The sequence below is a fragment of the Pseudomonas shiyinii genome (assembly GCF_056725765.1).
On the sequence record NZ_CM161522.1, the window covers coordinates 767,320 to 794,141 of the forward strand.

The 26,822-nt window shown below is 63.9% G+C and carries 26 protein-coding genes and 1 tRNA gene; 14 read left to right on the plus strand and 13 right to left on the minus strand.

Features of this window, described 5'->3' with window-relative positions; translation table 11 throughout:
* Window positions 1-29 precede the first annotated feature (29 nt).
* Window positions 30-572, plus strand: coding sequence for a helix-turn-helix domain-containing protein (locus ACXHGZ_RS03690; RefSeq protein WP_480462441.1), 543 nt, complete (start codon window positions 30-32; stop codon window positions 570-572).
* Complete coding sequence (locus ACXHGZ_RS03695) at window positions 569-1,837, plus strand: type II toxin-antitoxin system HipA family toxin (protein WP_480462442.1); 1,269 nt, start codon at window positions 569-571, stop codon at window positions 1,835-1,837. Before ACXHGZ_RS03690 ends, ACXHGZ_RS03695 begins: the two co-directional genes overlap by 4 nt.
* A gap of 166 nt (window positions 1,838-2,003) precedes the next feature.
* On the opposite strand, the gene ACXHGZ_RS03700 is transcribed toward ACXHGZ_RS03695, so the two are convergent.
* The 4 genes from ACXHGZ_RS03700 to ACXHGZ_RS03715 all read right to left on the minus strand — a co-directional run bounded on the left by ACXHGZ_RS03700 (window position 2,004) and on the right by ACXHGZ_RS03715 (window position 4,368).
* Window positions 2,004-2,077 (minus strand) — tRNA-Gly (locus tag ACXHGZ_RS03700).
* A 116-nt stretch (window positions 2,078-2,193) separates the two neighbouring features.
* Window positions 2,194-3,078 (minus strand): alpha/beta fold hydrolase, encoded by an 885-nt coding sequence (locus tag ACXHGZ_RS03705; RefSeq protein WP_480462444.1) that lies wholly within the window; start codon window positions 3,076-3,078, stop codon window positions 2,194-2,196.
* A gap of 346 nt (window positions 3,079-3,424) precedes the next feature.
* Entirely contained in the window at window positions 3,425-4,117 is a 693-nt protein-coding gene (locus ACXHGZ_RS03710) for a pseudouridine synthase (protein WP_480462446.1), read from the minus strand.
* A 29-nt stretch (window positions 4,118-4,146) separates the two neighbouring features.
* The gene (locus tag ACXHGZ_RS03715) at window positions 4,147-4,368 is read right to left on the minus strand and encodes a cysteine-rich CWC family protein (RefSeq protein WP_480462448.1); all 222 of its coding nucleotides are present in this window, start codon (window positions 4,366-4,368) and stop codon (window positions 4,147-4,149) included.
* Between the two features lie 205 nt (window positions 4,369-4,573).
* On the opposite strand from ACXHGZ_RS03715, the gene ACXHGZ_RS03720 reads away from it, so the two are divergent.
* The gene (locus ACXHGZ_RS03720; protein WP_480462450.1) at window positions 4,574-5,023 is read left to right on the plus strand and encodes a hypothetical protein; all 450 of its coding nucleotides are present in this window, start codon (window positions 4,574-4,576) and stop codon (window positions 5,021-5,023) included.
* Window positions 5,024-5,083: 60 nt separating this feature from the next.
* On the opposite strand, the gene dspII is transcribed toward ACXHGZ_RS03720, so the two are convergent.
* The gene (dspII, locus tag ACXHGZ_RS03725; protein ID WP_480462452.1) at window positions 5,084-6,190 is read right to left on the minus strand and encodes an enoyl-CoA hydratase/isomerase DspII; all 1,107 of its coding nucleotides are present in this window, start codon (window positions 6,188-6,190) and stop codon (window positions 5,084-5,086) included.
* Window positions 6,191-6,316: 126 nt separating this feature from the next.
* On the opposite strand from dspII, the gene ung reads away from it, so the two are divergent.
* Entirely contained in the window at window positions 6,317-7,009 is a 693-nt protein-coding gene (gene ung, locus ACXHGZ_RS03730) for a uracil-DNA glycosylase (protein ID WP_480462454.1), read from the plus strand.
* 126 nt (window positions 7,010-7,135) lie between these two features.
* Here ung and ACXHGZ_RS03735 read toward each other — a convergent pair whose 3' ends face one another.
* The 5 genes from ACXHGZ_RS03735 to ACXHGZ_RS03755 all read right to left on the minus strand — a co-directional run bounded on the left by ACXHGZ_RS03735 (window position 7,136) and on the right by ACXHGZ_RS03755 (window position 12,617).
* Window positions 7,136-8,167, minus strand: coding sequence for an AbrB family transcriptional regulator (locus ACXHGZ_RS03735; RefSeq protein ID WP_480462456.1), 1,032 nt, complete (start codon window positions 8,165-8,167; stop codon window positions 7,136-7,138).
* Entirely contained in the window at window positions 8,160-9,674 is a 1,515-nt protein-coding gene (locus ACXHGZ_RS03740; RefSeq protein ID WP_480462458.1) for a tripartite tricarboxylate transporter permease, read from the minus strand. The genes ACXHGZ_RS03735 and ACXHGZ_RS03740 overlap by 8 nt, the downstream gene beginning before the upstream one ends.
* A 3-nt stretch (window positions 9,675-9,677) precedes the next feature.
* Window positions 9,678-10,136 carry a tripartite tricarboxylate transporter TctB family protein gene (locus tag ACXHGZ_RS03745; protein ID WP_084855918.1) on the minus strand — a complete coding sequence of 153 codons (459 nt, stop codon included), beginning with the start codon at window positions 10,134-10,136 and terminating at the stop codon, window positions 9,678-9,680.
* 178 nt (window positions 10,137-10,314) lie between these two features.
* On the minus strand, window positions 10,315-11,295 hold the full coding sequence (locus tag ACXHGZ_RS03750; protein ID WP_480462460.1) for a Bug family tripartite tricarboxylate transporter substrate binding protein: 981 nt from the start codon (window positions 11,293-11,295) through the stop codon (window positions 10,315-10,317).
* A gap of 32 nt (window positions 11,296-11,327) precedes the next feature.
* A complete protein-coding gene (locus tag ACXHGZ_RS03755; RefSeq protein WP_480462462.1) occupies window positions 11,328-12,617 on the minus strand; it encodes an OprD family porin in 1,290 nt (429 codons plus the stop codon).
* Window positions 12,618-12,816: 199 nt separating this feature from the next.
* Here ACXHGZ_RS03755 and ACXHGZ_RS03760 point away from each other — a divergent pair, with 199 nt between their 5' ends.
* A complete protein-coding gene (locus ACXHGZ_RS03760; protein WP_465001772.1) occupies window positions 12,817-13,488 on the plus strand; it encodes a response regulator in 672 nt (223 codons plus the stop codon).
* The gene (locus tag ACXHGZ_RS03765) at window positions 13,481-14,860 is read left to right on the plus strand and encodes a sensor histidine kinase (RefSeq protein ID WP_480462465.1); all 1,380 of its coding nucleotides are present in this window, start codon (window positions 13,481-13,483) and stop codon (window positions 14,858-14,860) included. The genes ACXHGZ_RS03760 and ACXHGZ_RS03765 overlap by 8 nt, the downstream gene beginning before the upstream one ends.
* 166 nt (window positions 14,861-15,026) lie before the next feature.
* Here the strand turns inward: ACXHGZ_RS03765 and ACXHGZ_RS03770 are convergent, their stop codons facing one another.
* Together ACXHGZ_RS03770 and ygfZ are read right to left on the minus strand one after the other, a co-directional pair.
* Window positions 15,027-15,833 (minus strand): HDOD domain-containing protein, encoded by an 807-nt coding sequence (locus tag ACXHGZ_RS03770; protein WP_084855928.1) that lies wholly within the window; start codon window positions 15,831-15,833, stop codon window positions 15,027-15,029.
* Window positions 15,834-15,886: 53 nt separating this feature from the next.
* Window positions 15,887-16,828 (minus strand): CAF17-like 4Fe-4S cluster assembly/insertion protein YgfZ, encoded by a 942-nt coding sequence (gene ygfZ / locus ACXHGZ_RS03775; protein WP_480462467.1) that lies wholly within the window; start codon window positions 16,826-16,828, stop codon window positions 15,887-15,889.
* A 133-nt stretch (window positions 16,829-16,961) separates the two neighbouring features.
* On the opposite strand from ygfZ, the gene ACXHGZ_RS03780 reads away from it, so the two are divergent.
* Together ACXHGZ_RS03780 and ACXHGZ_RS03785 are read left to right on the plus strand one after the other, a co-directional pair.
* Window positions 16,962-17,216 carry an FAD assembly factor SdhE gene (locus ACXHGZ_RS03780; protein WP_043206462.1) on the plus strand — a complete coding sequence of 85 codons (255 nt, stop codon included), beginning with the start codon at window positions 16,962-16,964 and terminating at the stop codon, window positions 17,214-17,216.
* Window positions 17,200-17,694 (plus strand): protein YgfX, encoded by a 495-nt coding sequence (locus tag ACXHGZ_RS03785; RefSeq protein WP_480462470.1) that lies wholly within the window; start codon window positions 17,200-17,202, stop codon window positions 17,692-17,694. The genes ACXHGZ_RS03780 and ACXHGZ_RS03785 overlap by 17 nt, the downstream gene beginning before the upstream one ends.
* Window positions 17,695-17,994: 300 nt before the next feature.
* On the opposite strand, the gene nadB is transcribed toward ACXHGZ_RS03785, so the two are convergent.
* Window positions 17,995-19,599: an L-aspartate oxidase gene (gene nadB, locus ACXHGZ_RS03790; protein WP_480462472.1), complete on the minus strand. Its 1,605-nt coding sequence runs from the start codon at window positions 19,597-19,599 to the stop codon at window positions 17,995-17,997.
* A gap of 435 nt (window positions 19,600-20,034) precedes the next feature.
* On the opposite strand from nadB, the gene rpoE reads away from it, so the two are divergent.
* The 6 genes from rpoE (at window position 20,035) to lepB (ending at window position 26,800) form a co-directional block, all read left to right on the plus strand.
* Complete coding sequence (gene rpoE / locus ACXHGZ_RS03795; RefSeq protein ID WP_010220971.1) at window positions 20,035-20,616, plus strand: RNA polymerase sigma factor RpoE/AlgU; 582 nt, start codon at window positions 20,035-20,037, stop codon at window positions 20,614-20,616.
* Between the two features lie 31 nt (window positions 20,617-20,647).
* Window positions 20,648-21,238 carry a sigma-E factor negative regulatory protein gene (locus tag ACXHGZ_RS03800; protein WP_084855936.1) on the plus strand — a complete coding sequence of 197 codons (591 nt, stop codon included), beginning with the start codon at window positions 20,648-20,650 and terminating at the stop codon, window positions 21,236-21,238.
* A gap of 12 nt (window positions 21,239-21,250) precedes the next feature.
* Window positions 21,251-22,216 carry a MucB/RseB C-terminal domain-containing protein gene (locus tag ACXHGZ_RS03805; RefSeq protein ID WP_480462475.1) on the plus strand — a complete coding sequence of 322 codons (966 nt, stop codon included), beginning with the start codon at window positions 21,251-21,253 and terminating at the stop codon, window positions 22,214-22,216.
* Window positions 22,217-22,418: 202 nt separating this feature from the next.
* Window positions 22,419-23,819, plus strand: a complete 1,401-nt coding sequence (locus ACXHGZ_RS03810; RefSeq protein ID WP_411969629.1) for a DegQ family serine endoprotease — start codon at window positions 22,419-22,421, stop codon at window positions 23,817-23,819.
* Window positions 23,820-24,140: 321 nt separating this feature from the next.
* A complete protein-coding gene (gene lepA / locus ACXHGZ_RS03815) occupies window positions 24,141-25,940 on the plus strand; it encodes a translation elongation factor 4 (RefSeq protein WP_196144276.1) in 1,800 nt (599 codons plus the stop codon).
* A gap of 5 nt (window positions 25,941-25,945) precedes the next feature.
* Window positions 25,946-26,800 carry a signal peptidase I gene (gene lepB / locus ACXHGZ_RS03820; RefSeq protein WP_084855944.1) on the plus strand — a complete coding sequence of 285 codons (855 nt, stop codon included), beginning with the start codon at window positions 25,946-25,948 and terminating at the stop codon, window positions 26,798-26,800.
* Window positions 26,801-26,822 lie beyond the last annotated feature (22 nt).

The window sequence follows — 26,822 nt, forward strand, 5'->3', positions numbered from 1 at the left end:
TTTCTGCGAAAAGAGATGGAATATTAGCCATGGCGAAGAAGACAGCCCCACTCTTGCCGGCGACGAACAATCTTCTCATCGAATTCGGTGAGCGGCTGAAGCTTGCGCGCCTGCGCCGAAAGTTGACCGCCAAACAAGTCGCTGAACGGGCGGGCATGTCCCCCATGACTCTGCGCTCGCTGGAAGCTGGTGGATCGGGCGTCACGATTGGTGCCTACCTGTCCGTCATGCAGGTGCTTGGATTGGCCGACGATCTCGCAAAGCTTGCGGTGGCGGATGACTTGGGTCGACAACTCCAAGACGCTCGTTTGATAAGGAGCGACGCTGTACATAGCCGCCCAAAGGCTGCCCAGGGGGGCGCTCGCAATCCGGCTGCAATAGCCCGAGCGCCGCGCAGTTCCTCTTCACCTAAGACAACAAAAGCGGACGTGAAGGGCGACAAGTCGACGGCTGAAGATGCATGGAAGCATGCCCGTGACGAAAAAACGGAATTGCTCACCGATGTGGTGAGCACCGACAGTTTGACCTCTATGCTTCGCAAGCCGAAACGCAAAGGGAATGCGCCATCATGAGCATGATTGCCGTATATGCGGACTGGGATGGACTGTCTGGCCCCCGACGCCTTGGTTTCTTGCACAGCCGCAGGACCAGAGCGACAGAGCGATTCGAGTTCGAATACGACGATGCTGCGCTGGCAGATCCTGATCTGGCCGGGCTTCAGTTGGACCCGAGCATTCAACCTTTCGGCGGTCCGCAGTACCCCACCCCACCCAGGGACAAGTTCGGGGTCTTCGATGACTCCAGTCCCGACCGCTGGGGACGCCTGCTGATGGATAGGCGATTTGAGCGTGACAAGCGGGCGGGCCTGGTGCCCGTGGATACAAGACTCTACGAGTCGGATTACCTGCTCGGGGTACACGATATGTATCGAGTGGGCGCGCTACGGTACCGACTGGAGGATGCCGGGGATTTTCTCGACAACCGAATCAACGTCGCGGCTCCGCCTTTTACTGAAATCCGTGCTCTGGAACAGGCCAGTCGTGCGCTTGAACAGGATCCCGACAACGTCGCTGCTCAAGGGCAGGACTGGCTGCGTATGCTCATCGCGCCAGGCGGTTCGCTTGGCGGTGCCAGGCCCAAAGCGAGCGTCGTGGACGACGCGGGGCGCCTGTACATCGCCAAATTCCCAAGCACACGGGATAGCTATGATGTCGGTGGATGGGAAATGGTGGTCAATGCCTTGGCCAACGGTTGTGGCCTTGAGGTCGCTCCGGCGCAGGCTCGCAGGTTTGCCAGTGACTATCACTGCTTCATGGTGCGCCGCTTCGATCGGACCGATGCAGGTCGCCGGCTGCATTTTGCTTCAGCGATGACCATGACTGGACACTGCGATGGCGATGATGCTTCGACAGGGGTGAGCTATCTGGAGCTCGCAGAGGTACTCATGAATCAGGGCGCGCAACCCAATGAGGATCTGCGCGAACTGTGGTCGCGAATCGTATTCAACATCCTGGTCTCCAATACTGACGACCACCTTCGCAACCACGGCTTCATTCTTGTGCCAGGCCGTGGCTGGAAGCTCTCCCAGGCCTATGACATGAACCCTGTCCCCTATGCCGACGGCCTCAAACTCAACATTACTGATGCGGACAACGCGCTCGACCTTGAGTTGGCTCGGGAGGTGGCCGCTTACTTCCGCCTGGACCGCCAACAGGCAGACGACATCATCGAGGACTTCCGAGACATCGTGGGTCAATGGCGAATCCTGGCTCAGGGCCTAGGTCTCTCCGCACGGGAGCAGGACCGAATGGCAGACGCTTTCCGGCTTGCTGGGTGACATGTTCGCGCCCTCTCTAATTGGCTTGCGCGGCTGTCGCATAGACGCTGACACAGAGTCCGGGGAGCGGGCTTACAAAACGCACTCGACAGGCCACAAAGCGAAGGGAAACGACAAGGGAACGGGGTAAAGGGCAAAGGCCCTCCCCTGAAAAAGAAAGGAGGAGTGGAGCGGGTAGAGGGAATCGAACCCTCCTCAATAGCTTGGGAAGCTATAGTTTTACCAATAAACTATACCCGCTTCAGAGGCCGACATTTTTACCAGATCCCCCAAGGCCTGGAAAGCCCGAGTGTGTAAAAAGACCTGTCGGCGACTTGTAGCCCAAGGTTCTACAGGGCTACAGGTCGCCGAGCCACTCAGATAGCCAGTGCATGCTGCCCCTGTACGTAATGACTGCGTTGACGGGGCTGGCGCACGGTCGGCTTGAGGAAACCGAGCATTGCGGTGCGGGTGTCCTCGCAGGCGGCCTTGTGCTCCATGTCGAGGAAGTGGCCGGCGTCGCGGATCACGCTGAAGTGGCTTTGGCCGACGTGCCGGCTGAAGTGCCGGGCATCTTCGACGGTGGTGTACTCGTCACGGTCGCCGTTGATGAACAGCACCGGGATGTCGATGTTGCGCGCGGCCTTCAGTGCCCGCTCCAGGTCGTGCTCCAGCACCTGGTTGATGTGGAAGTGCATCTGCGCGTACTCGTGGCTGTCCAGGCTGCTCACGTGGCGGTAGTTGAAGCGTTTGAACAGCGACGGCAGGTGCTTGCCGATGGTGTCGTTGATCAGGTTGCCGACCTGGTAGCGGTCGCAGGCGGCCAGGTACTGGCAACCGCGCTCCAGGTAGTCGCGCATCGGCGCGTTGATGATCGGCGAGAATGAACTCACCACCGCCTTCTTCACCCGCCGCGGCTGGTGCGCCAGCGCCAGCAGGGTGCAGGCCCCGCCCCAGGAGAACGACATCACGTGGTCGGCCTCGAAGTGTTCGATCAGCTCGAGGAGGATGTGCGCCTCGGTCTCCTTGCTGATCAAACGTTCCTGGTGGTTGTAAGGCTTGGATTTGCCCGCATAGGGCTGGTCGTACAGCACGACGTTGAACTGTGGGTGCAGGTTGCGCACCGTCTGGGCGAAAGAGGCCGTGGTGGCCAGGGAGCCGTTGATCAGGATGATCGTCTTCTCGGCTGCTTCCGCGCGATAGAACTCCGTGTAAACCCGGTACTGACCTTGAATATCAAGCACAGCGATTTCTGGCCTCATGTCATCGACTCCTGGCGCAAAAAGGTATTCGCGTGACCTAGGGTGCACGTTGTTTATGACAGGTAGGCATTCGCCTGGAAGAGAAACCGCAAGCCCTTGTGTCGATCCTTGGCACGCGTGTCGACGGTATTTGTTCTAGGTGGGCAATCTGCCGTGCCCCAAGGCATCAAGGCCCTGGGTGGCCGGCAAAAAGGCGTCTTGGACTGCATTTGTGACTGTTTGGTCACATGCAGACCGACCAGTTTGATTCAAGCAGCAGGGTAGGGATCGTGCAAGTGCCGTTTGGACGATGCACGAGGGAAAACCGCTGGGCGGTCAGGGGCAACAGGGCAGGCCAATCGCGCAGTCACACCATCGCGATCTCTTCGGCCGTAAGGTCGCGGTACTCCCCCGGCGCCAGGGCCGGATCCAGGTCGATGCCGCCCATCCGCTCACGGTGCAAGCCCACCACCTTGTTGTCGAAATGCCCAAACATGCGCTTGACCTGGTGATAACGCCCTTCGACGATCGCCAGCCGAGCCTGGCGTGGCCCCAGGATTTCCAGGTGCGCGGGCTGGGTGGTGAGGTCTTCGTAGGCGAAGTACAACCCTTCGCGGAACGTGGTTGCATAGTGTTCGCCGATCTCGTCCTCGGTGTGAACCTGGTAGACCTTCGGCAGTTTCGTCTTCGGCTGGGTCAGGCGCCTGGACCATTGGCCATCGTTGGTCAGAATCATCAGGCCAGTAGTGTTGTAGTCCAGGCGGCCGGCGATGTGCAGGTCGTCGCGCAGCTCGACCGGCAGCAGGTCGAGCACGGTAGGGTGCTGTGGGTCCTGGGTGGCGCTGACACAGCCGGTGGGCTTGTGCAGCATCAGGTAGCGCGCCGGGCGCCCGGCCTGAAGCACCTGGCCGTCCACTTCGATGCGGCTGAATTCGCGAACCTCATGGTCGGAGTCGGTGGCCACCACGCCGTCGACACACACGCGCCGCTGGGCCAGCAGCAGGCGCACCTGCTGGCGGTTATAGCAGGGCAGGTTGGCGAGGAAGCGGTCGAGGCGCATGGGGTGGGTCTTGAGAAAAGTGATGGATTCTAGCGGGTTGCCGTCGGCTGCGCTGCCTTGAGCCGGTCATTCACCGCCGCGCAACGGGGGCACAGGCAGGCCTTGTCGCGCAATGCCTCGGGCAGGGCCTGGAGTATCGCCGGGTCGATGGTCACGCCGAAGCACCAGCACGGCTGCGTGGCGCTGCGAGGGTCTGCCAGGGTGCACTGGTTGAGGGCGCCGCACGCGGGGCAGCGCTGGGGATCGTTCATGGTTCGAGCCGTGGTGTACAGGAATGAAGCCGATTCTACCGGGGAAAAACCTCGGCGGCTTCCGGTCGTCGACAACCTGTTTCAATTCATTGCGCAAAGGGCACTGCACCTTCGCTTGATGGTCTGATCGGGTGTCGATGAACGCATTTGCATCGACGCTCGCCAGCGCCGCTGTGTCGGGCAGCCTGCGGTCCAGGAGGCCGCCATGTACCGTCGAATTCTGCTGATCGCCTTGTTGGGCCTGCTTACCTCCGCCTGCGTTCCCTATTACGAGGATGGCAGGTACTACCGCTCGGACTACTACACGAGCGATCGCTACTACTACCCCAGCTACTACCGTCACGACCGTTACTATGTCGCGCCGCAGCTGCGCTATTACCAGCCCCGGTACTACCAATCTGCCCCTCGCTACTATCGCTCGGCACCTTCGCCGTACTACAAGCCATACCCCGCCCACCGTGTGAACCAGTGGCATGGCAACCCGCGGAACGACTACGGCAACCGCCAGCGCTACGACTATGGGCGTGACAGGGACCGGCACGACTATCGCAACGACAACCGCCGCCACCAGAACGAGCGTTGGCATTCCAATGGCAGGGGCGAAAATCGCCGGTCCGATGGGGATCGTGGGGGGCACCGTCACTGGCGGCGTTGATCGCCTGTAGGAGCGGGCTTGTCCCGCGATCAGGCCGCAAAGCGGCCTCCCGGCGCGATTTCAGCCAAGGTCCGCCAACGGATGCCGCCCTTCCCACACCTTGGCGAAATGCGCCTCCACCACCGCTGCAGGTACCTGATCGATATCCGGCCAGTGCCAGCGCGGCTGGTTGTCTTTATCCAACAGGCGGGCGCGCACGCCTTCGCTGAATTCCGGGTGCCGACAGCAGTTCAGGCTCATGGTGTATTCCATCTGGAATACCTGGGCCAGCGACAGGTGGCGAGCGCGGCGGATCTGTTCCCAGACCAGGTGTGCAGTCAGCGGGCAGCCTTCGTGCAAACGTTGCCCAGCTTCGGCCAGCAGCGGGTCGGCATGCGTGCTCAACCCTGACAGGGCTCGCCAGGCTGCCACCGGGTCGGCCACGTCGAGCAACCCATCGATCACTTCCCGGCGTGGCAGCCACTGGGCTGCGGGCAGTTCGGCGCATGCTCGGTGTTGTTCGGCCTTGAGCAGGCTGTTCAGTTGCAGTGCGGTCTGCTCCTGCCAGTTCAACTGCAGCAATTCCTCGATCAATGCCTCTTGCTGGTGCTCACCGAGCAGACGATCGGCCAGGCCCAGGTCCAGAGCGTCGCGGGCATTGATCGGCGCGCCGGTCAAACCCAGGAACAGGCCGAGCTTGCCCGGCAGGCGGGCGAGGAACCAGCTGGCGCCGACATCGGGATACAGGCCGATGCTGATTTCCGGCATGGCCAGCCGGCTGCTGGGCGTGACGATGCGTACCCCGGCGCCTTGCAGCAGGCCCATGCCTCCGCCCAGCACGTGGCCGTGCCCCCAGCACAGCAAAGGCTTGGGGTAGGTATGGAGGCGGTGGTCGAGCCGGTACTCGGCAGCGAAGAAGGTGGCGGCCAGAGGGGGCACGCTGCCGGGGTGCTCGCGGCAAGCATGCACCAGGGCACGTACGTCGCCGCCGGCGCAAAAAGCCTTGGGCCCGTTGCCGCGCAGCAATACGCAGACGATGCCCGGGTCTTCGGCCCAGGCGTGCAGGTGTTGGTCGAGCACTTCGATCATCGGCAGGCTCAAGGCATTGAGCGCCTTGGGCACATCCAGGGTGGCGATGCCGATGCGCGCGCCATCGACTCCGGTGAGTACCTCGCATTGAATGGACATGGGCAACCTCGCGTACGTCATCGCACAAGTATGGACCCCACGGGTGATCATGCCGGTCGTCGGTCGGATCGATTGACAAGGCCGGGCAGCTTACCTAGTGTCGCGCCATTGTTTACGGATGGCCTCATGACTGACGACGATCGCATCAAGCTCGAGCCCGGTTGGAAAGCCGCGTTGCGCGCCGAGTTCGACCAACCCTACATGCAGCAGCTGCGCGAATTCCTGCGCCAGGAATACGCGGCCGGCAAGGAGATCTACCCGCCCGGGCCGATGATCTTCAATGCCCTGAACTCCACGCCGCTGGACAAGGTGAAGGTGGTCATCCTCGGCCAGGACCCGTATCACGGCCCAGGCCAGGCCCATGGTTTGTGCTTCTCGGTGCAGCCGGGCGTGCCCACGCCGCCATCGCTGGTCAATATCTACAAGGAACTGCACCGCGACCTCAACCTGCCGATCCCCAGCCATGGCTACCTGCAAAGCTGGGCCGAGCAGGGCGTGTTGCTGCTCAACACCACCATGACCGTGCAGCGTGGCAACGCTGCCTCCCATGCCAATGCGGGTTGGCAGCCGTTCACCGACAGGATCATCCAGGTGGTCAGCGAGCAGTGCGAGAACGTGGTGTTCCTGTTGTGGGGGGCTCATGCCCAGAGCAAGCAGAAGCTGATCGATGGCACCAAACACCTGGTGCTCAAGTCAGTGCACCCTTCGCCGTTGTCGGCGTATCGCGGGTTCTTCGGTTGCGGGCATTTCAGCCGGACCAACAGCTTCCTCGAGCAGCGTGGGCTGGCACCGATCGACTGGGCGTTGCCGCCGTTGTAATCAAGACAGGGTCGCTTCCTGCCCCAATCGCCGGCAAGCCGGCTCCCACGTGTCCTGCGCTGTTTTCAGAGGCAACGCCATACCTGGGAGCCGGCTTGCCGGCGATTGGGGCGCGAAGCGGCCCTGTCAGCGCTGATATGTCACCCAATACCTGAACAACGGCTCGGCAAGAAACAGCACGAACAACAGCCGCATCATCTGTAACGCCGTCACCAATGGCACCGACAGTTGCAGAGTCTCCGCCGTCAGGCTCATCTCGGCGATGCCCCCAGGCATCATCCCCAATGTCAGCGAACGCAGGTCCAGTTGCGTCATCACGCTCAAGGCCCAGGCCGCGCTGGCGGCAACCAGCATGCACAGGAAGGTCGCCAGCAAGGTGCGCCCCAGAAACGACGGCGCCCGGCGGAAGAATGCCCGGTTGAAATGGCAGGCCAGGCCGCTGCCTATCAGCCACTGGCCGACCTGGCTGGCACCATTGGGCAGGCCGATCTGCAGGTTGCCGGCCAGGCTCACACTGGCCGCGACCAGCAATGGCCCGAACAGCCAGGGGTTAGGCTGGCGCAGGCGCTGCCAGGCCAGGGCGACCAGTACGCCAAGCGGTGCGATCAACGCCAGCCAGCCCCAGCTGACACTGCCCGAATGGCTCAGCGGTACGCCATCGCCGAGCAGGAACTTGAACAGCGCCGGTATGCACAGCACCACCGCCAGTACCCGCAGGCTCTGGGCTGCAGCTACCTGGCTGATCACCGCGCCATTGCGCGCACCGAGGTTGACCATCTCCCCCGCACCACCCGGCATGCTGGCGAAGAACGCCGTGGCACGGTCTTCCCCGGTGCGCCGCAGCAGCCAAACGCTGATCACGCTGGAGCAGGTGGTGAACAAGGCGCCGAACAGGATCAGGGCGAAATGGCCGGCGACCTGCTCGATCACCGCCGGGGTGAAATGCAGGCCGATGCCGATACCGATGATCCATTGGCCGCATTTGCGGCCGTTGGGGATTTCCGTGAGCTGCCAGGGCGTCAGGCAGCGCACCAGGATGATCGCCAACAGTGAACCGACCATCCATGGCAGGGGCCAGCCGACCAAGCTTGCGAGAAACCCGCCCGCAAGGCCGACCAGCCCGGTCGCCCAGAACAGCGGCAACGACCGGTCAGGCATCGGCCATCGCCCGGCGTTGCAGGCTGCGTTTGCGCCAGATGCGCAGCAGCGGCAGGGTCAACATGCACAGGGTCAGCACCCAGACGCTCATGCTGATTGGGCTCGACCAGAGGATGCCCAGTTCGCCATTGGAGATCGACAGGGCGCGGCGCAGGTTCTGCTCCATCAGCCCTCCGAGGATGAAGCCCAGCAGGATCGGCGACAGTGGGAAGTCCAGCTTGCGCAGGATGTAGCCCATGATGCCGATGCCGACCATCAGGAACAGGTCGAAGGTGGTGGCATGCACGGCATACACGCCGATCCCGGTGATGATGGCGATCACCGGCACCAGGGCCCAGTTCGGCACCGCGAGGATACGGGTGAAGATGCGGATCATCGGGATGTTCAGGATCACCAGCATGATGTTGGCGACGAACAGCGAGGCGATCAGGCCCCAGACGATATCCGGTTGCTGTTGGAACAGCAGTGGGCCGGGGGTGATGTTGTACAGGGTCAGCGCGCCGATCATCACGGCGGTGGTGCCCGAACCCGGGACGCCCAGGGTCAGCATCGGCACCAGGGCGCCACAGCAGGAAGCGCCGATGGCCGTTTCCGGAGCCGCCAGGCCGCGGGCATCGCCTTTGCCGAACTTGCCCTTGTCACCGGCGATGCGCTTCTCGGTCATGTACGCCACGGCACTGGCCAGGGTGGCACCGGCGCCGGGCAGCACGCCCATGACGAAACCGAGCAGGCCGCAGCGCAGGTTCACAAGGAACACCGAGGCCGCTTCCTTGACGTTGAACAGCATACGCCCGGTGGCCTTGACCGCCTGGTGACCGTGGTGGGTCTTTTCCAGCAGCAGGAGGATCTCGCTGATGGAGAACAGGCCCAGCACCAGCACTACGAACTGGATGCCGTCGGCCAGGTGCACGCTGTCGCCGGTGAAGCGGTACACGCCGCTGTTGGCGTCGATGCCGACGCTGGAGAGGAACAAGCCGATCAACGCGGCGATGAATGTCTTCAGCGGTTTATCGCCGGCCATGCCACCCAGGGCGACGATGGCGAACACCATCAACACGAAGTATTCCGCGGGGCCGAAGGCGATCGCCCATTTCGCCAGCAGCGGCGCGAACAACACCATGCCGCAGGTGGCGATCAGGGCGCCGATGAACGAACTCCACGCCGACAGCGACAGGGCAACGCCGGCCAGGCCCTGGCGGGCCATGGGATAGCCGTCGAGGGTGGTCATCACGGTGGATGCTTCGCCAGGGATGTTGAGCAGGATCGAGCTGATGCGCCCGCCGTACTCGCAGCCCAGGTAGACCGCGGCCAGCAGGATCAGCGCCGATTCCGGGGGCAGGCCCAGGGCGAAGGCGATGGGGATCAGCAGGGCCACGCCATTGATCGGGCCCAGGCCCGGCAGCAGGCCGACCACGGTGCCGATCAGGGTGCCGGTCAGGGCCGTGACCAAGTTGTACGGGCTCAGGGCGACGCCGAAGCCCTGGCCCAGGTAGCTCAAGGTATCCATGTGTCAGTTCTCCAGTACGTCCAGCAGGCCGAGGGGCAGGGGCACATCCATCACGCGGTCGAACAGCCAGTACAGCAGCAGGCTCATGGCAGCGACCACGATTGCGCTGTGCAGCCAGCGACCGCCGTACAGCCTGGCCATGGGCACGCCGACCAGGATGGCGCTGAGGATGAAGCCCAGGGGCTCGAAGGTGCTGGCGAAGACGAGCAGCAGGCCGATGCAGGCGACGATCTTGACCAGGCTCTCGCGGTCGAGCTCCGGCTCGTCATCCTTGCGCACGATCGGCGTAGGGCGAATGGCCAGGTAGAGCAAGGCCAGGCCCATCAGCCCGAGCATCAGCAGGGGGTAGGCACGGGGGCCTACCGGCTCATAGGAAAACGCGGCCTGGTAGGGCCAGGCCATCACGGCCAGGGCGGCGCACACCGCCAGCAGGGCCAGGGCGAAAACGCGTTGCAGGATCATGAAGGAATCCTCGTTGTCTGTCGGCAAGACGCGGCCCCTTGTGTAGGAGCGGCCTTGTGCCGCGAAAGGGCCGCACAGCGGCCCCAGGTCCCGAGCGATGCCGCGTCAATCGCCGGGGCTGCCATGCAGCCCTTTCGCGGCACAAGGCCGCTCCACAGGGGGAGCGGCGCAAGGCAGGTCATTGGATCAGGCCGAATTCCCGGGCCAGCGCCTTGTAGTCGGCGACCTGTTTCTTCACGTAGGTGTCCAGCTCCTGGCCGGTCATGGCGAACGGGAAGAGCTCGCGCTGGTCGCGCAGCTTGGCGAAGTCCTCGGAGGCCAGCAGCTTGTCGAACGAGGCCTTCCACCAGGCATAGTCCTCTTCGCTGACCTTCGGCCCCAGGTAGAAGCCGCGTACCACCGGCCAGACGATGTCGTAGCCCTGCTCCTTGGCGGTGGGGATGTCCTTCATTTCCGGCTCGTCCAGGCGGTTTTCGGCGAACACCGCGAGAATGCGCATGTCACCGCTCTGGATATGGGGCATGGAGTCGGAGATATCGGTGGAGCCGACCTGGATATGCCCGCCCAGCAGCGCAGTGGCGATTTCGCCGCCGCCTTCCAGGGCCACGTAGCGCAGGTCACGTGGGTTGATGCCGGCGGCCTTGGCGATCAGTGCGGTCTGCATCCAGTCCTGGCTGCCGACGGTGCCGCCGGAGCCGATCACCACCTTGCCCGGGTCTTTCTTCAGGGCGGCGACCAGGTCGTCGAGGGTCTTGAAGGGTGAATCGCTCTTGACCGCGATGGCGCCGTAGCTGGTGCCGACGGCGGCGAGCCACTTGACGGCGTTCTCGTCGAAGCGGCCGAACTTGCCCTGGGCCAGGTTCAGCAGCGAACCGCTGGACCAGGCCACCAGCGTGCCGGCGTCGGCCGGGCGCTGGGCGACCACGGCGTTGTAGGCCACCGCGCCGACACCGCCGGGCATGTAGGTCACGCGCATGGGCTTGGACAGGATCTTCTCGTTGACCAGGGCGCTTTGCACCAGCTTGCAGGTCAGGTCGAAACCGCCGCCGGGCGAGGCCGGGGCGATGCATTCAGGGCGTTTCGGTTCGGCGGCCAAAGCGTTGCCGGCCAGCAGCAGGCAGCCGGTTGCGAGGACGAGGCGGCGCAGTGAAAAGGTCATCGTCTTTCTCCGTGAGCATTGTTGTTATTGGGTTACCACAGAGCCACGCTGTAGCTCACCAGCAGTCGCACTTCGTCGGCATCGCGGGCGAAGTTGGAGCGGAAGGTGGCATTGCGCAGGCGTACGGCGACGTCCTTCAACGGGCCGCTTTGTACCACGTACTTGAACTCGGTGTTGCGTTCCCATTCCTTGCCTTCGCTGCCGTCGGCGCGGCTGACATTGTCGCCGCTGATGTAGCGGGTCATGAAGGTCAGGCCGGGGATGCCCAGGGCGGCGAAGTTGTAGTCGTAGCGCGCCTGCCAGGAGCGCTCGTCGGCACCGGCGAAGTCGTTGATCTGGACGAAGTTGACCAGGTACGGGTCGGCGCCGTCGACATAGGGGAAGGCGCTGTCGCCGGACAGGTGCTGGTAGGCAGCGCTGAATTTGTGCCCGCCCAGGGCATAGCTGAGCATGCCGTTGACCGTGGTGTTGTCGATGTCGCCGGCCTTGGCCTGGCCTGCATCGTCGCTGACCGCCAGGCGCAGGTCGGCGCCGAAGGTGCCCGGGCCCCACGGCTGGGTGGCGACCATGCCGAGGAAGTGCTGGCGATAGATGTCGTCGAGCTGGGCGAAGTGGTAGCTGCCGGTGATGCGGTCGGTGAACTGGTAGTCCAGGCCCCCGGTGTCGAAATGGTCGGCGCTGAAGGTACCGCCGAAGCGGCCGTTCTTGTTGTTGAGGGCCAGGTCTTCCCAGTTGGTGTCGTTGCGGTCCTTGGCCTTTTCCAGGCGTGCGCCGGTGAAGGTCAGGCCTTTGATCTCCTTGGACGTGACCAGGCCGCCTTCGAAGGTCTGCGGCAGGATGCGCCCATCGTTGGGCTGCAGGGTCGGCAGTTCGGGGATCAGGGTGCCGATCTTCAGTTCGGTCTTCGAGACCTTGACCTTGCCGGTCAGGCCGAGCTTGGCGTATTCGTCGGCGGCCTTGCCGTCGTCATGGGTGGGCAGCAGACCGCTGCCGGTGCGGTCGGGGCTGGAGTCGAGCTTGATGCCCAGCATCCCCAGGGCATCCAGGCCGAACCCGACGGTCCCTTCGGTATAGCCGGACTCGAAGTTGAGCATGAAGCCCTGGGCCCATTCGTCGCGCTTGGACTGCTGGCTGCTGGTGCCGTCGCGGAAGTCGCGATTGAAGTACATGTTGCGGGTTTCGAAGGTGGCCGTGCTGTCTTCGAAGAAGGCGGCCTGGCTCATCGGGGCGACACCGGCGAGGGCGACGGCGCTGGCGATGATGGAAGGGCGTACGTACGGGGAACGGGTAGGCGCGAGGGCCTGAGGCTGCGTGGACAGCATCGTCGATGACTCCGTTTATTGTTCTTATCGGTTGCACCTTGCTGGTGCTTTGTTCGGCGCGCGGGGCGACCGTGGTGCGATGCTAGGTAATGAACCTTTCGCTAACCTTTCAGCGTGAAAGGTTTGCCGCGAGGGCTTCACAGGCCCCTCGACGGCGGTACACTCCGCGGCAAAGCCCCACCCGAGCAGGGAGAATCCGATGCGTGTGTTGCTGGTCGAAGACCACCTGCAACTGGCCGAAAGCGTGGCCCAGGCCCTCAAGAGCCATGGCCTGACCGTGGACGTGCTGCACGATGGCGTGGCCGCCGACCTGGCCCTGGCCAGCGAGGACTATGCCGTGGCCGTGCTCGATGTCGGCCTGCCGCGCATGGACGGCTTCGAGGTGCTGGCACGCCTGCGCGGCCGCGGCAAGACCCTGCCGGTGCTGATGCTCACCGCGCGCAGCGACGTCAAGGACCGGGTGCACGGCCTGAACCTGGGGGCCGACGACTACCTGGCCAAGCCCTTCGAACTGACCGAGCTCGAGGCGCGGGTAAAAGCCCTGTTGCGCCGCAGCGTGCTGGGCGGCGAACGCCAGCAGCGCTGCGGCCCGCTGGTCTACGACCTGGACACCCGCCGTTTCACCCTGGGGGATGACGCCTTGACCCTGACCCAGCGCGAGCAGAGCGTGCTCGAGGCGCTGATCGCCCGCCCAGGCCGGGTGATGAGCAAGGAGCAACTGGCCGCCCAAGTGTTCGGCCTGGACGAGGAGGCCAGCCCGGATGCCATCGAGATCTACATCCATCGCCTGCGCAAGAAGCTCGATGGTCACCCGGTCGCCATCGTCACCTTCCGCGGGCTTGGCTACCTGCTCGAGCACCGCGATGCGTGACAACGGCAGCCTGCGCGGGCGCCTGCTCGGCAACCTGGCGCTGCTGCTGGTGGTGTTGATGCTGGCCAGTGGCCTGAGCGCCTACTGGAATGGCCGCGAAGCCGCCGATACCGCCTACGACCGTACCTTGCTGGCCTCGGCGCGGACCATCGCCGCCGGCCTGTCCCAGCGCGATGGCACGCTCAGCGCCGATGTGCCTTACGTGGCCCTGGATACCTTCGCCTACGACAGTGCCGGGCGCATCTACTACCAGGTACTGGATATCCACGGCGAGCTCATCTCCGGTTATGAAAACCTGCCGCCGCCACCGCCCGGTACCCCGCGCACCGACGACTACCCGGCCCTGGCGCGGTTCTACAACGCCACCTACCTGGGCCAGGACGTGCGGGTGGTCAGCCTGCTCAAGGCGGTCAGCGAGCCGAACATGAACGGCATGGCCGAGATCCGTGTGGCCGAGACCGAAGAGGCGCGGGTGCGCATGGCCCGGGGGTTGATGGCTGATACCCTGCTACGCCTGGGCATGCTGGCCCTCGGCGCGCTGATGATGGTGTGGTTCGCGGTCAGCGCCGCGTTGCGCCCGCTGGAACGCCTGCGCACAGCGGTGGAGGAGCGTCAACCCGACGACCTGCGGGCTCTGCCGGTGGTGCAGGTGCAGCGGGAACTGGGCCCGTTGGTGCGCGCCCTGAACCATTTCACCGAACGCCTCAGGGGCCAGTTCGAACGCCAGGCGCAGTTCATCGCCGAGGCGGCCCATGAGCTGCGCACGCCATTGGCGGCGCTCAAGGCACGGGTCGAGCTGGGGCTGCGCTCCCAGGAGCCGGAGCAGTGGCGTCAGACCCTGGAGACCGCTGCCCAGGGGACCGACCGTCTGACCCACCTGGCCAACCAGTTGCTCTCCCTGGCACGGGTGGAAAACGGCGCCCGGGCCATTGCCGAAGGCGGCGCCCAGCGCCTGGACCTGAGTCAGCTGGCTCGTGAGCTGGGCATGGCCATGGCACCGCTGGCCCATGCGCGGGGTGTGGCCCTGGCCCTGGAGGCTGAAGCGCCGGTGTGGCTCAAGGGCGAACCGACCTTGCTCAACGAGTTGCTCAGTAACCTCGTGGACAATGCCCTGGCCCATACGCCGAAGGGCGGCAACGTGATCTTGCGGGTGCTGGCGCCGGCCGTGCTCGAAGTGGAAGACGACGGGCCGGGCATTCCCCTGGAGGAGCGCGAACGGGTATTCGAGCGCTTCTACCGACGCAGTGCCCAGGGCACTGGTCTGGGGCTGGCGATCGTCGGCGAGATCTGCCGTGCACACTTGGCACAGATCAGCCTGCATGACGGCGAGAACGGTGGGTTGCGGGTGCGGGTGAGTTTTATCGCCGATTGACGCGGCCTGCCGGTGCTTCCACCTCAACCTGTCCTGCGCGGTTTTTTTCTGTAGGAGCGGGCTTGCCCCGCGATCAAGGGCGAAGCCCTTGCCAGGCGGCAGCGTTGGCAGGTCCGGCCTAATCGCGGGGCAAGCCCGTTTCTACAGAGGAGAGTGCCAGAGCCTGCTAGCGCAACATGTTCCGCGCATCGAGCAGGTCGGCGACATCCAGTTCCATGCCGTGGGGCAGGCCCAGGTGCTGGTAGGCAGGCAAGGCAGCCAGTGGCCGGCTGCGATTACGATGGCTGAGCAGGCGCGCGATCTGCACGATATCGATGTAGTCGATCTTGTCGGTGCGCCGGTCCAGGTCCTGCACCTGGCTGGGCAGCTTGACCAGTTGCTCGGGGAATTCCCAGGCGCCGAGGATCTTGTCGCCCAGCACCGGATGAATCTGCTCGATCACATAGTGCAGGCACACCGGGTCCGAAAGCAGCTCGTTATGTTCCTCGGCGTAGATCAGCACAGGCAGCGCACCGATCTGGTGGACCAACCCGCCCAAGGTCGCCTGGTCCGGCTTGAGCTGGGTGTAGCGACGGCACAGTTCATAGCTGATGCCGGCAACATCCAGGCTGTTGGCCCATATATCGCGCAATTTGTGCTCTACCGACGGTGAGCGGGCGTGGAAGATCTGTTCGATCACCAGGCCGATCGCCAGGTTGCAGCTGTAGTTGATGCCCAGGCGGGTGATGGCGGTGTGCAAGTCGGTGACTTCCACCGAGGCTCGCAGCAACGGGCTGTTGACCACTTTGATCAGGCGCGCCGAAAGGGCGGCGTCGCGGCCGATCACCCGGCTCAGGGCGGCGACGCTGATCTCGCTGTCCTCGGCGGCCTCGCGGATGCTCAAGGCCACTTCCGGGAGGGTCGGCAGGACCAGGTCGTCCTTTTCGATGGCTGCGAGCAATTGTGCTTGAACCATCTCGGCCAGCTTGTTCATGTAGCTTCTCTAACGCAGTGGTGCAGCCCCGCCCAAGTGACGGGGCAGGCTGGTCAGCGCAGGATTTCCCGGTCGCGGTCCAGTTCGTAGGGCAGGCTGAGCAGTTCCAGCCGTGGGCCTTCGAGGCTGCCCAGGTGCAGGTTGTCGTCTTCCACCGCCTCGGCGCTGAGCACCGCCAGCAGCTCGCAGCCCTGGCCGGTGCTGGCCGCGATCACCACTTCCCCCACCGAAGAGCCATGGGTGGGCGAGAAGATCTCGGCACCCGGTGCGGGCACGCTGTCCTGGGCCAGCGCCAGGCGGTACTGGCGACGCTTGAGCTTGCCCAGGTACTGCATGCGCGCGACGATCTCCTGGCCGGTGTAGCAGCCTTTCTTGAAGCTCACGCCGTCGACGGCCTGCAGGTTGATCATCTGCGGGATGAACAGCTCGCGGGTCGGGCCCATGACCTGGCCGATGCCTGCGCGGACCTGGCCGAGCAGCCAGTCATTGAGGGGCGCTTCGGCCAGGTGCGTGGCGAGCACCTGGCGCACGGTGGAGGCTTGTGCGGCGGGGGCCCAGAGTTCCACGCGGCCGCTGCTGACGGCGATGGCGATCAGGCCGTCATGGCGTACCGTGGCCCCGGCCTCGGCAGGTATGGCCAGGCCCAGTGCCTGGAGCGCGGCATCGCCCCGTTCCAGGCCGAAACGCGCCCAGGCAGCGCTTTCGTCGGTCAGGGTGGCCTTGGAGAACACGGCATACTTCTTGAGGTCGGCCAGCTGCGCGTCGAGCAGTTCGCTGGCCATGGCCAGCAGGTAGCCGTTGCCTTCCGGAAGGATGCGGAAGCTCGACTGCATGCGGCCCTTGACCATGCAGCGTGCACCGAGGCTGGCATGTTCCTGGCTGAGGTAGTTGATATTGCAGGTCAGCTGGCCTTGCAGGAACTTGCCGGCGTCGGAGCCGCGGACGGCGAGGATGCCCTCGTGGGACAGGGGACAGAAGAAAGCGGAATCGGCCATGGGTCATCGCGGTTGCTTGAGACTGGCGGCCATCATAGAACGCTGGTAACAAAATAGGTAGGTGACTAGACCAACGCCTTGTGCCGCCGCGAGCGCCCCGCTGTATACTGGCCGCCCATTCGAGGAGGGCCCCATGGTCGAACAAACTGAACTCAACCGGCTTTTCTGGCACAGCCGCCGCGGCATGCTGGAACTGGACGTGCTGCTGGTGCCATTCACCCAGGAGGTCTACCCCACCCTGAGCGAAGCGGACCGCGAGCTGTACCGTCGCCTGCTGACCTGCGAAGACCAGGACATGTTCGGCTGGTTCATGGAGCGCACCGAGTCCGACGATCCCGAGCTGCAACGCATGGTTCGCATCATCCTGGACCGTGTCCAGCCCAAGTGAGCATTTCGAATGCCGTTGGCGAGGCTCACGCCTGCTGCTGACGGCCTACCTGGCCTGCCAGGTGCTGGCGTGCTCGGCCCTGACCTCGAGCGCGCTGCCCTGGTGGCTCGGCCTTTCCGTTGCCGTTGCCTGCCTTGCCCATGCCTGTTGGGTGATTCCCCGCCATATCCTGTTGACCCACCCCGAGGCCATTACCGGTTTGCGTCGTGACCCGGCGGGCTGGCGCTTGTTCAGCCGTGCCCAGGGGTGGCAGCCGGTGCGGCTGTATCGTGATAGCGTGGCGTTGCCCGGTTTGGTGGTGTTGCGGTTCGCAAGGCCGGGGCGCTGGCTTGGCCAGAGCCAGTGTGTGCCCCGCGATGCCCTGGATGCCGACCAGCATCGGCGCTTGCGGGTGCGGCTGAAGTTCAGTCGCAGGCGCTGGGCCACTACCGTCCTGGCCTCATCGCCGGCAAGCCAGCTCCCACAGGGCTTTCGCTAGTCTTGAGAGCGGCGCAATCTCGGTGGGAGCTGGCGACAGCCTGCGATGGGCTGCAAAGCAGCCCCAAGCCCTCAGACGGTGGAGCCCCTTCAAGCTCAAGGGGCCGCTTTGCGGCCCATCGCAGGCTCCGCCAGCTCCCACAGGGCTAGCACTGACGCCGTACCTGTAGGAGCGGCCTTGTGCCGCGAAAGGAGCGCGTAGCGGCCCCAGGCTCCGGAGAGCTCACCTACCTCAAGACAGCCCCAGCTGACGTGCACCTATGTGGAAAGCGGCCTGCCAGCGCTGGGGCACGCCTGGATCTCAGAGGGGTTCGAGGATGGTGTCTCTGGCCTCGGGCAGCATCCCCGGGTAATCCAAGGTGTAATGCAGCCCTCGGCTTTCCTTGCGCTGCATTGCCGAGCGGATCATCAGCTCCGCCACCTGGGCCAGGTTACGCAGCTCGATCAGGTCGCGGCTGACCTTGTAGTTGCTGTAGAACTCGTCGATCTCGTCCAGCAGCAGACGTACGCGGTGTTCGGCGCGTTGCAGGCGTTTGCTGGTGCGCACGATACCTACGTAGTCCCACATGAAGCGCCGCAGTTCGTCCCAGTTGTGCGCGATGATCACGTCCTCGTCCGAGTCGGTGACCTGGCTGGCATCCCAGCAGGGCAGGGCGGTGGGCATGCTCACTTGGGCAAGGTGCGCCTCGATGTCGGCAGCGGCTGCACGGCCGTAGACGAAGCACTCCAGCAGCGAATTGCTGGCCATGCGGTTGGCACCGTGCAGGCCGGTGAAGCTGGTTTCGCCGATGGCGTACAGGCCTGGCACGTCGGTGTGCCCGCGGTCGTCGACCATGACCCCGCCACAGGTGTAGTGAGCCGCCGGCACCACCGGGATCGGCTGGCGGGTGATGTCGATGCCGAACGCCAGGCAGCGCTCGTAGACGGTGGGGAAATGGCTCTTGATGAAGTCGGCCGGCTTGTGGCTGATGTCCAGGTACACGCAGTCCACGCCCAGGCGCTTCATCTCATGGTCGATGGCCCGGGCCACGATATCGCGCGGTGCCAGCTCTTCGCGCGGGTCGAAGCGTGGCATGAAGCGCTCGCCGTTGGGCAGGCGCAGCAAGGCGCCTTCGCCGCGCAAGGCCTCGGTGATCAGGAAGCTCTTGGCCTGGGGGTGGTACAGGCAGGTGGGGTGGAACTGGTTGAACTCCAGGTTGGCCACCCGGCACCCGGCGCGCCAAGCCATGGCGATGCCATCGCCGCAGGCACCGTCGGGGTTGCTGGTATAGAGGTAGACCTTGGCCGCGCCGCCGGTGGCCAGCACGGTGAAACGTGCACCGAAGGTATCGACTTCGCCGGTGTTGCGGTCCAGCACATAGGCGCCCAGGCAGCGGTCGCCCGGCAGGCCCAGGCGACGCTCGGTGATCAGGTCGACCGCCACCCGCTGCTCCAGCAGCTCGATGTTCGGCCGTTGCCGGGCCTGGGCCAGCAACGCGGTGAAGATGGCCGCGCCGGTGGCATCGGCAGCATGGATGATGCGCCGGTGGCTGTGCCCGCCCTCGCGGGTGAGGTGGAATTCGAAGCCGCCGTCATCGACGCTGTAGTGCTCGTCACGGGTAAACGGCACGCCTTGCTCGATCAGCCATTCGATGGCTTCGCGGCTATGCTCGACGGTGAAACGCACGGCATCCTCATGACACAGGCCGCCGCCGGCATTGAGCGTGTCCTCGACATGGGACTGTACGGTATCGGTGTCATCCAGCACGGCGGCGACGCCGCCCTGGGCCCAAAAAGTCGAACCGTTGGCCAGGTCGCCCTTGCTCAGCACGGCGATGCGCAGGTGGCTGGGGAGGTTCAGTGCCAGGCTCAGGCCAGCGGCACCGCTGCCGATCACCAGGACATCATGTTGGAATTGTTGGCTCATGTCTTGACACTAGTAATCTTGAGAGGGGGAGCGGCACAATAGTCAGGCACAGATGGCATTGTGAAACTATCGTTGATCCTGTCCGGCTGCCTTTATAGCAGCCACAGGTGCCTGATTTCCAATGGCATCTGCGCCGTCGAGGCGATCTTTGTGGGAACTTTCCGATACCGGCGGAAATCCTAAGAAGGCTGCCCGTACGCCACTGAATGCCGCGGCGACGCATGGCGGCAGCTCTATCCGGGCTGACACATGCGTATTCGAGACCTGATTATCGACGCAGCCGGCCATGTCCGCGCTGCGTCTTTCGTGCGAGCCGACCAAGGGCCGCAGGAAACTTGCTTGGAGGGGAGAACTTTTGCGCAAACGCCGAGTCTATGGTTGCAAGCCTGAACGATGGCTGTTGCAACGCTCCTTCGAGACCACTGAGGAGTGTTCATGCTAACCCAGGAAGAGGATCAGCAGCTGGTCGAGCGCGTGCAGCGCGGCGACAGGCGAGCGTTCGATCTGTTGGTGCTGAAGTATCAGCACAAGATTCTCGGGTTGATCGTGCGGTTCGTACACGACACCCACGAGGCCCAGGATGTCGCGCAGGAGGCTTTTATCAAGGCCTACCGGGCGCTGGGAAATTTTCGCGGTGACAGTGCGTTCTATACCTGGCTGTACCGCATCGCCATCAATACGGCGAAGAACTATCTGGTATCCCGTGGAAGACGGCCGCCAGACAGCGATGTGAGCTCCGAGGATGCGGAGTTTTACGACGGCGATCATGGTCTCAAGGATCTCGAGTCCCCAGAGCGCGCGTTGTTGCGGGATGAAATCGAAGGCACTGTCCATCGCACCATCCAGCAGCTGCCCGAGGACCTGCGCACGGCATTGACCCTACGTGAGTTCGACGGACTGAGTTACGAAGACATTGCCAGTGTCATGCAATGTCCGGTGGGTACCGTGCGCTCTCGAATCTTCCGCGCTCGGGAGGCCATAGACAAAGCCCTGCAACCGTTGTTGCAGGAAACCTGAGACAGCGGCGACAGCCAAGAGAGGAACCGCCATGAGTCGTGAAGCTTTGCAGGAATCGCTGTCCGCGGTGATGGATAACGAAGCGGACGAACTGGAACTGCGTCGGGTGTTGAACGCCGTCGACGATCCTGAAACCCGTGCCACCTGGTCGCGCTACCAGGTTGCCCGTGCAGCCATGCACAACGAGCTGGTGCTGCCGAAGCTCGATATCGCCTCGGCGGTGTCCGCCGCGCTGGCCGACGAAGCCGTGCCTGCCAAGGTCAAGCAAGGCCCATGGCGCAGCATCGGCCGCCTGGCTGTCGCAGCCTCGGTGACCGTTGCCGTGCTGGCTGGCGTGCGCCTGTACAACCAGGACGAGATCACCGGTGCCGAGCTCGCTTCCCAGCAGCCAGCCCAACAAGGCCTGAGCGTGCCACAAAGCAAAGGCCCAGCTGTTTTGGCAGGCTATAGTGAAAGCAGTGAGCAACCGACCGGGCCGATGGCCAACGGCGTGCTGCAGAACCAGGCCGGCTGGGATCAGCGTCTGCCAGGCTACCTGCGCCAGCATGCCCAGGAATCCGCGCTCAAGGGCACCGAAACCGCTCTGCCCTACGCACGCGCCGCCAGCCTGGAAAACCGTTAAGTAAGGAGGATCATGCGCGCGCTACCTCTCCTGTCGCTGCTGCTCGGCAGCTGCATGACGGTGCCGGCATTGGCGGCCAACTCCTCGCCCGAGGCGAGCGAATGGTTGAACAAGCTGGCACGGGCCGAGCAAGAGCAGAGTTACCAGGGTTCCTTCGTCTACGAGCGTAATGGCAGCTTCTCCTCCCACGATATCTGGCACCGCGTCCAGGACGGCAAGGTCAGCGAGCGTCTGTTGCAGCTCGATGGCGCGGCCCAGGAGATCGTGCGCGTCGACGGCAAGGTGCAATGCGTCAGTGGGGCCCTGGCCAGTGGTGTCGGCACACCACCGGACTCCGCACCGCGTGTACTCGATCCCCTGAAATTGATGAGCTGGTACGACTTGAGCGTGGCAGGCAAGTCGCGGGTCGCCGGTCGCGACGCCGTGATCGTCACGCTCAGCCCACGGGACCAGCACCGCTATGCCTTCGAATTGCACCTGGACCGCCGTACCGGCCTGCCGCTGCGCTCGTTGATGCTCAACGACAAGAGCCAGTTGCTCGAACGTTTCCAGATGACCCGCCTGGACACCGATGACCTGCCCACCGACGATGACCTCAAGGCCAGCGCCGCGTGCAAGCCGGTCGAGCGTGTCGCCTCGGCCAGCACTGAAACCGTCGCCGGCTGGCGTTCGGACTGGCTGCCGCCGGGCTTCGAGCTGATCAACAGTTCGGTGCGCCGCGATCCCAAGCGCGACAGCCTGGTCAGCAGCCTGATGTACGATGATGGCCTGGCACGCTTCTCGGTGTTCCTGGAGCCTGTCAACGATGATGTCGGCCCTGACACGCGCGCGCAGCTGGGGCCAACGGTGGCGGTTTCGCGCCATCTCAATACGCCCAAGGGCAAGGTCATGGTCACGGTGGTCGGGGAGATTCCCCTGGGGACCGCCGAGCGTGTCGCCTTGTCCATGCGCCCCCAGGATGCCCAGGCGCGCCAATGATGGCGCGCTTTCCTACAGCACGTAGGTCATGCGGCTGACATGAAATTAAAGCATTGTCATTTGCAATCCTTCCGTAAATTTTTTATAGGTCAGGCTTCTCGGGGTCTGGCCTTTCTTGCTTGTGCAAGGGCCTCACTTTGTTAACTACGCTCGTTGTGACGGGAGCCGTATGTCGATACCACGCTTGAAATCCTATCTCTCGATGTTCGCCGCCGTGCTGATGCTCGGCCAGGTGCTCACCGCCCAGGCCGAGGAGGCCTTGCCGGACTTCACCACCCTGGTCGAACAAGCCTCGCCGGCGGTGGTGAACATCAGTACCAAGCAGAAGCTGCCGGACCGCCGTGTCGCTGCCGGGCAGATGCCGGACCTCGAAGGCCTGCCGCCGATGTTCCGCGAATTCTTCGAGCGCAACATGCCGCAGATGCCGCGTTCACCCCGTGGCGATCGCCAGCGTGAAGCGCAGTCGCTCGGCTCGGGCTTCATCATCTCCAGCGACGGCTATGTGCTGACCAACAACCATGTGGTGGCCGACGCCGACGAGATCATCGTGCGCCTGTCCGACCGCAGCGAACTGCAGGCCAAGCTGGTCGGCACCGACCCGCGCACCGACGTGGCCCTGCTCAAGGTCGAGGGCAAGAACCTGCCGACCGTCAAGCTGGGGGACTCCGAGAAGCTCAAGGTCGGTGAGTGGGTGCTGGCCATCGGCTCGCCGTTCGGCTTCGACCACTCGGTGACCAAGGGTATCGTCAGCGCCAAGGGCCGGACCCTGCCCAACGACACCTACGTGCCGTTCATCCAGACCGACGTGGCGATCAACCCGGGCAACTCCGGTGGCCCGTTGTTCAACATGAAGGGCGAAGTGGTGGGGATCAACTCGCAGATCTTCACCCGCTCCGGCGGCTTCATGGGCCTGTCGTTCGCCATCCCGATCGACGTGGCGCTGGACGTCTCCAACCAGTTGAAGAAAGACGGCAAGGTCAGCCGTGGCTGGCTGGGTGTGGTGATTCAGGAGGTCAACAAGGACCTCGCCGAATCCTTTGGTCTGGACAAACCTGCTGGCGCCCTGGTGGCCCAGGTGCTCGAAGACGGCCCGGCGGCCAAGGGCGGCCTGCAGGTGGGTGACGTCATCCTGAGCATGAATGGTCAACCGATCATCATGTCGGCCGACCTGCCGCACCTGGTAGGCAGCCTCAAGGATGGCGACAAGGCGCGCCTGGAGATCATCCGCAACGGCAAGCGCCAGAACCTGGACATCACCATCGGCGCACTGCCGGAGGATGACGCCGACATCGGTACTGGTGGCCAGAGCGGCGCCGAGCGCAGCAGCAACCGCCTGGGTGTCTCCGTGACCGACCTGACCGCCGAGCAGAAGAAATCGCTCGAGCTCAAGGGCGGCGTGGTGATCAAGGAGATCCAGGATGGCCCGGCAGCGCTGATCGGCCTGCGCCCAGGTGACGTCATCAGCCACCTGAACAACCAGGCGATCACCTCGGCCAAGCAGTTCACCGAAATCGCCAAGGACCTGCCGAAGAACCGCTCGGTATCCATGCGCGTGCTGCGCCAAGGCCGCGCCAGCTTCATCACCTTCAAGCTAGCGGAATAGAGCTGAAGGTGGCGTAGGAAAGGGCAGCTTCGGCTGCCCTTTTTCATGAAGCATTTCATGAAATATGCCGCCGGACACAGCACATCCCGCGATTGGCTCGACCCTGTTATCGCGCCCGTATGGCAAGGGCTGCGCCCCTGATCGCGGAGCAAGCCCGCTTCCACAGGGCAGGTTAGGTCGACGCTGCGCCTGCTGCCGTAGGGTAAGCGCCCACTGCCATGGCGCTTGATCAGGAATCTCCCATATCCCCGCGGCTTGAGGTACAATTCCCGGCTATTTTTCGGCGGGCGTCCGGCTCGCAGCCTTTTCGAGTGTTGACCCGTGAGTGATTTGAGTCATATCCGCAATTTCTCCATCATCGCCCACATCGACCATGGCAAGTCGACGCTGGCCGACCGTTTCATCCAGATGTGCGGTGGCCTGACTGCGCGCGAAATGGAAGCCCAGGTCCTCGACTCCATGGACCTCGAGCGCGAGCGCGGTATCACCATCAAGGCCCACAGCGTCACGCTGCACTACAAGGCCCAGGACGGCAAGATCTACCAGCTGAACTTCATCGATACCCCCGGCCATGTCGACTTCACCTATGAGGTCAGCCGTTCCCTGGCGGCCTGCGAGGGCGCGCTGCTGGTGGTGGACGCCGGCCAGGGTGTCGAAGCCCAGTCCGTGGCCAACTGCTACACCGCCATCGAGCAGGGCCTGGAGGTCATGCCGGTGCTGAACAAGATGGACCTGCCCCAGGCCGACCCGGACCGCGTCAAGGACGAGATCGAGAAGATCATCGGCATCGACGCCACCGACGCCGTGGCCTGCAGTGCCAAGAGCGGCATGGGCGTGGACGAGGTGCTCGAGCGCCTGGTGCAGACCATCCCGGCCCCCGAGGGCGAGATCGATGCCCCCCTGCAGGCGCTGATCATCGATTCCTGGTTCGACAACTACCTGGGTGTCGTCTCCCTGGTGCGTGTACGCCACGGCCGGGTCAAGAAAGGCGACAAGATCCTGGTCAAGTCCACCGGCAAGGTGCACCTGGTCGACAGCGTCGGTGTCTTCACCCCCAAGCACACCCAGACCGCTGACCTCAAGGCCGGTGAAGTGGGCTTCATCATCGCCAGCATCAAGGACATCCATGGTGCCCCGGTCGGTGACACCCTGACCCTGTCCTCGACCCCCGAGGTCGAAGTGCTGCCCGGCTTCAAGAAGATCCAGCCGCAGGTATACGCCGGCCTGTTCCCGGTCAGCTCCGACGATTTCGAGGATTTCCGCGACGCATTGTCGAAGCTCACCCTGAACGACTCCTCGCTGCAATACCTGCCGGAAAGCTCCGACGCCCTGGGCTTCGGCTTCCGTTGCGGCTTCCTCGGCATGCTGCACATGGAGATCATCCAGGAGCGCCTGGAGCGCGAATACGACCTGGACCTGATCACCACCGCGCCGAGCGTGATCTACGAGCTGGTGCTCAAGACCGGCGAGACCATCTACGTCGACAACCCGTCCAAGCTGCCGGACGTCTCTGCCGTGCAGGACTTCCGCGAGCCGATCGTCACCGCCACCATCCTCGTGCCCCAGGAGCACCTGGGCAACGTCATCACCCTGTGCATCGAGAAGCGTGGCGTGCAGCGCGACATGCAGTTCCTCGGCAGCCAGGTGCAGGTGCGCTACGACCTGCCGATGAACGAAGTGGTGCTGGACTTCTTCGACAAGCTGAAGTCGACCAGCCGTGGCTACGCGTCGCTGGACTATCATTTCGATCGCTACCAGTCGGCCAACCTGGTCAAGCTGGACGTGTTGATCAACGGCGACAAGGTCGATGCCCTGGCGCTGATCGTTCATCGCGACAACGCCCACTACAAGGGCCGTGCGCTGACTGAAAAGATGAAGGAACTGATCCCTCGGCAGATGTTCGACGTGGCGATCCAGGCAGCCATCGGCGGCCAGATCGTGGCGCGTACCACCGTCAAGGCACTCAGAAAGAACGTACTGGCTAAATGCTATGGCGGTGACGTCAGCCGTAAGAAGAAGCTGCTGGAGAAGCAGAAGGCCGGTAAGAAACGCATGAAACAGGTCGGCAACGTGGAGATCCCACAGGAAGCCTTCCTCGCCGTGCTCAGGTTGGATAGCTAGGTCCTATGTCGCTAAATTTCCCGCTGTTGCTCGTCATCGCCGTTGCCGTCTGCGGCCTGTTGGGTCTGATCGACCTGCTGTTCCTGGCCCCGCGCCGGCGAGCGGCGGTCGCCAACTACCAGGGCAGCGTCAGCCAGCCCGAGATGGCCGTGCTCGAGCGCCTGAACAAGGAGCCGTTGCTGGTCGAGTACGGCAAGTCGTTCTTCCCGGTGCTGTTCATCGTGCTGGTGCTGCGTTCGTTCTTGGTCGAGCCGTTCCAGATCCCTTCGGGGTCGATGAAACCCACCCTGGAAGTGGGCGATTTCATCCTGGTGAACAAGTTCTCCTATGGCATTCGCCTGCCGGTGATCGACAAGAAGGTCATCGAGATCGGTGACCCGCAGCGGGGCGACGTGATGGTGTTCCGCTACCCCAGCGACCCGAACGTCAACTACATCAAGCGCGTGGTCGGCCTGCCGGGCGACCAGGTTCGTTACACCAGCGACAAGCGCCTGTATGTCAATGGCCAGCCGGTAGCCGAGCAACTGGTCGGCGCCGAGCCGGGTACCCTGGGCAGCGCCCAGCTGTACAAGGAGAAGCTGGGCGAGGCCGAGCACCTGATCCGCAAGGAGATGAGCCGCTACCGCATGCCGCCGGACCAGCAATGGACCGTGCCCGCCGGCCATTACTTCATGATGGGCGACAACCGCGACAACTCCAACGACAGCCGTTACTGGGACGATCCGAACATTCCGAAGGAACTGCACGGCATGGTTCCGGATCGGAACATCGTCGGCAAGGCCTTCGCGGTCTGGATGAGCTGGCCGGAGCCTAAGCTCAGCCACTTCCCCAACCTGTCGCGGGTCGGCCTGATCCATTGATACCCAACGGCGCTGTCTGGCA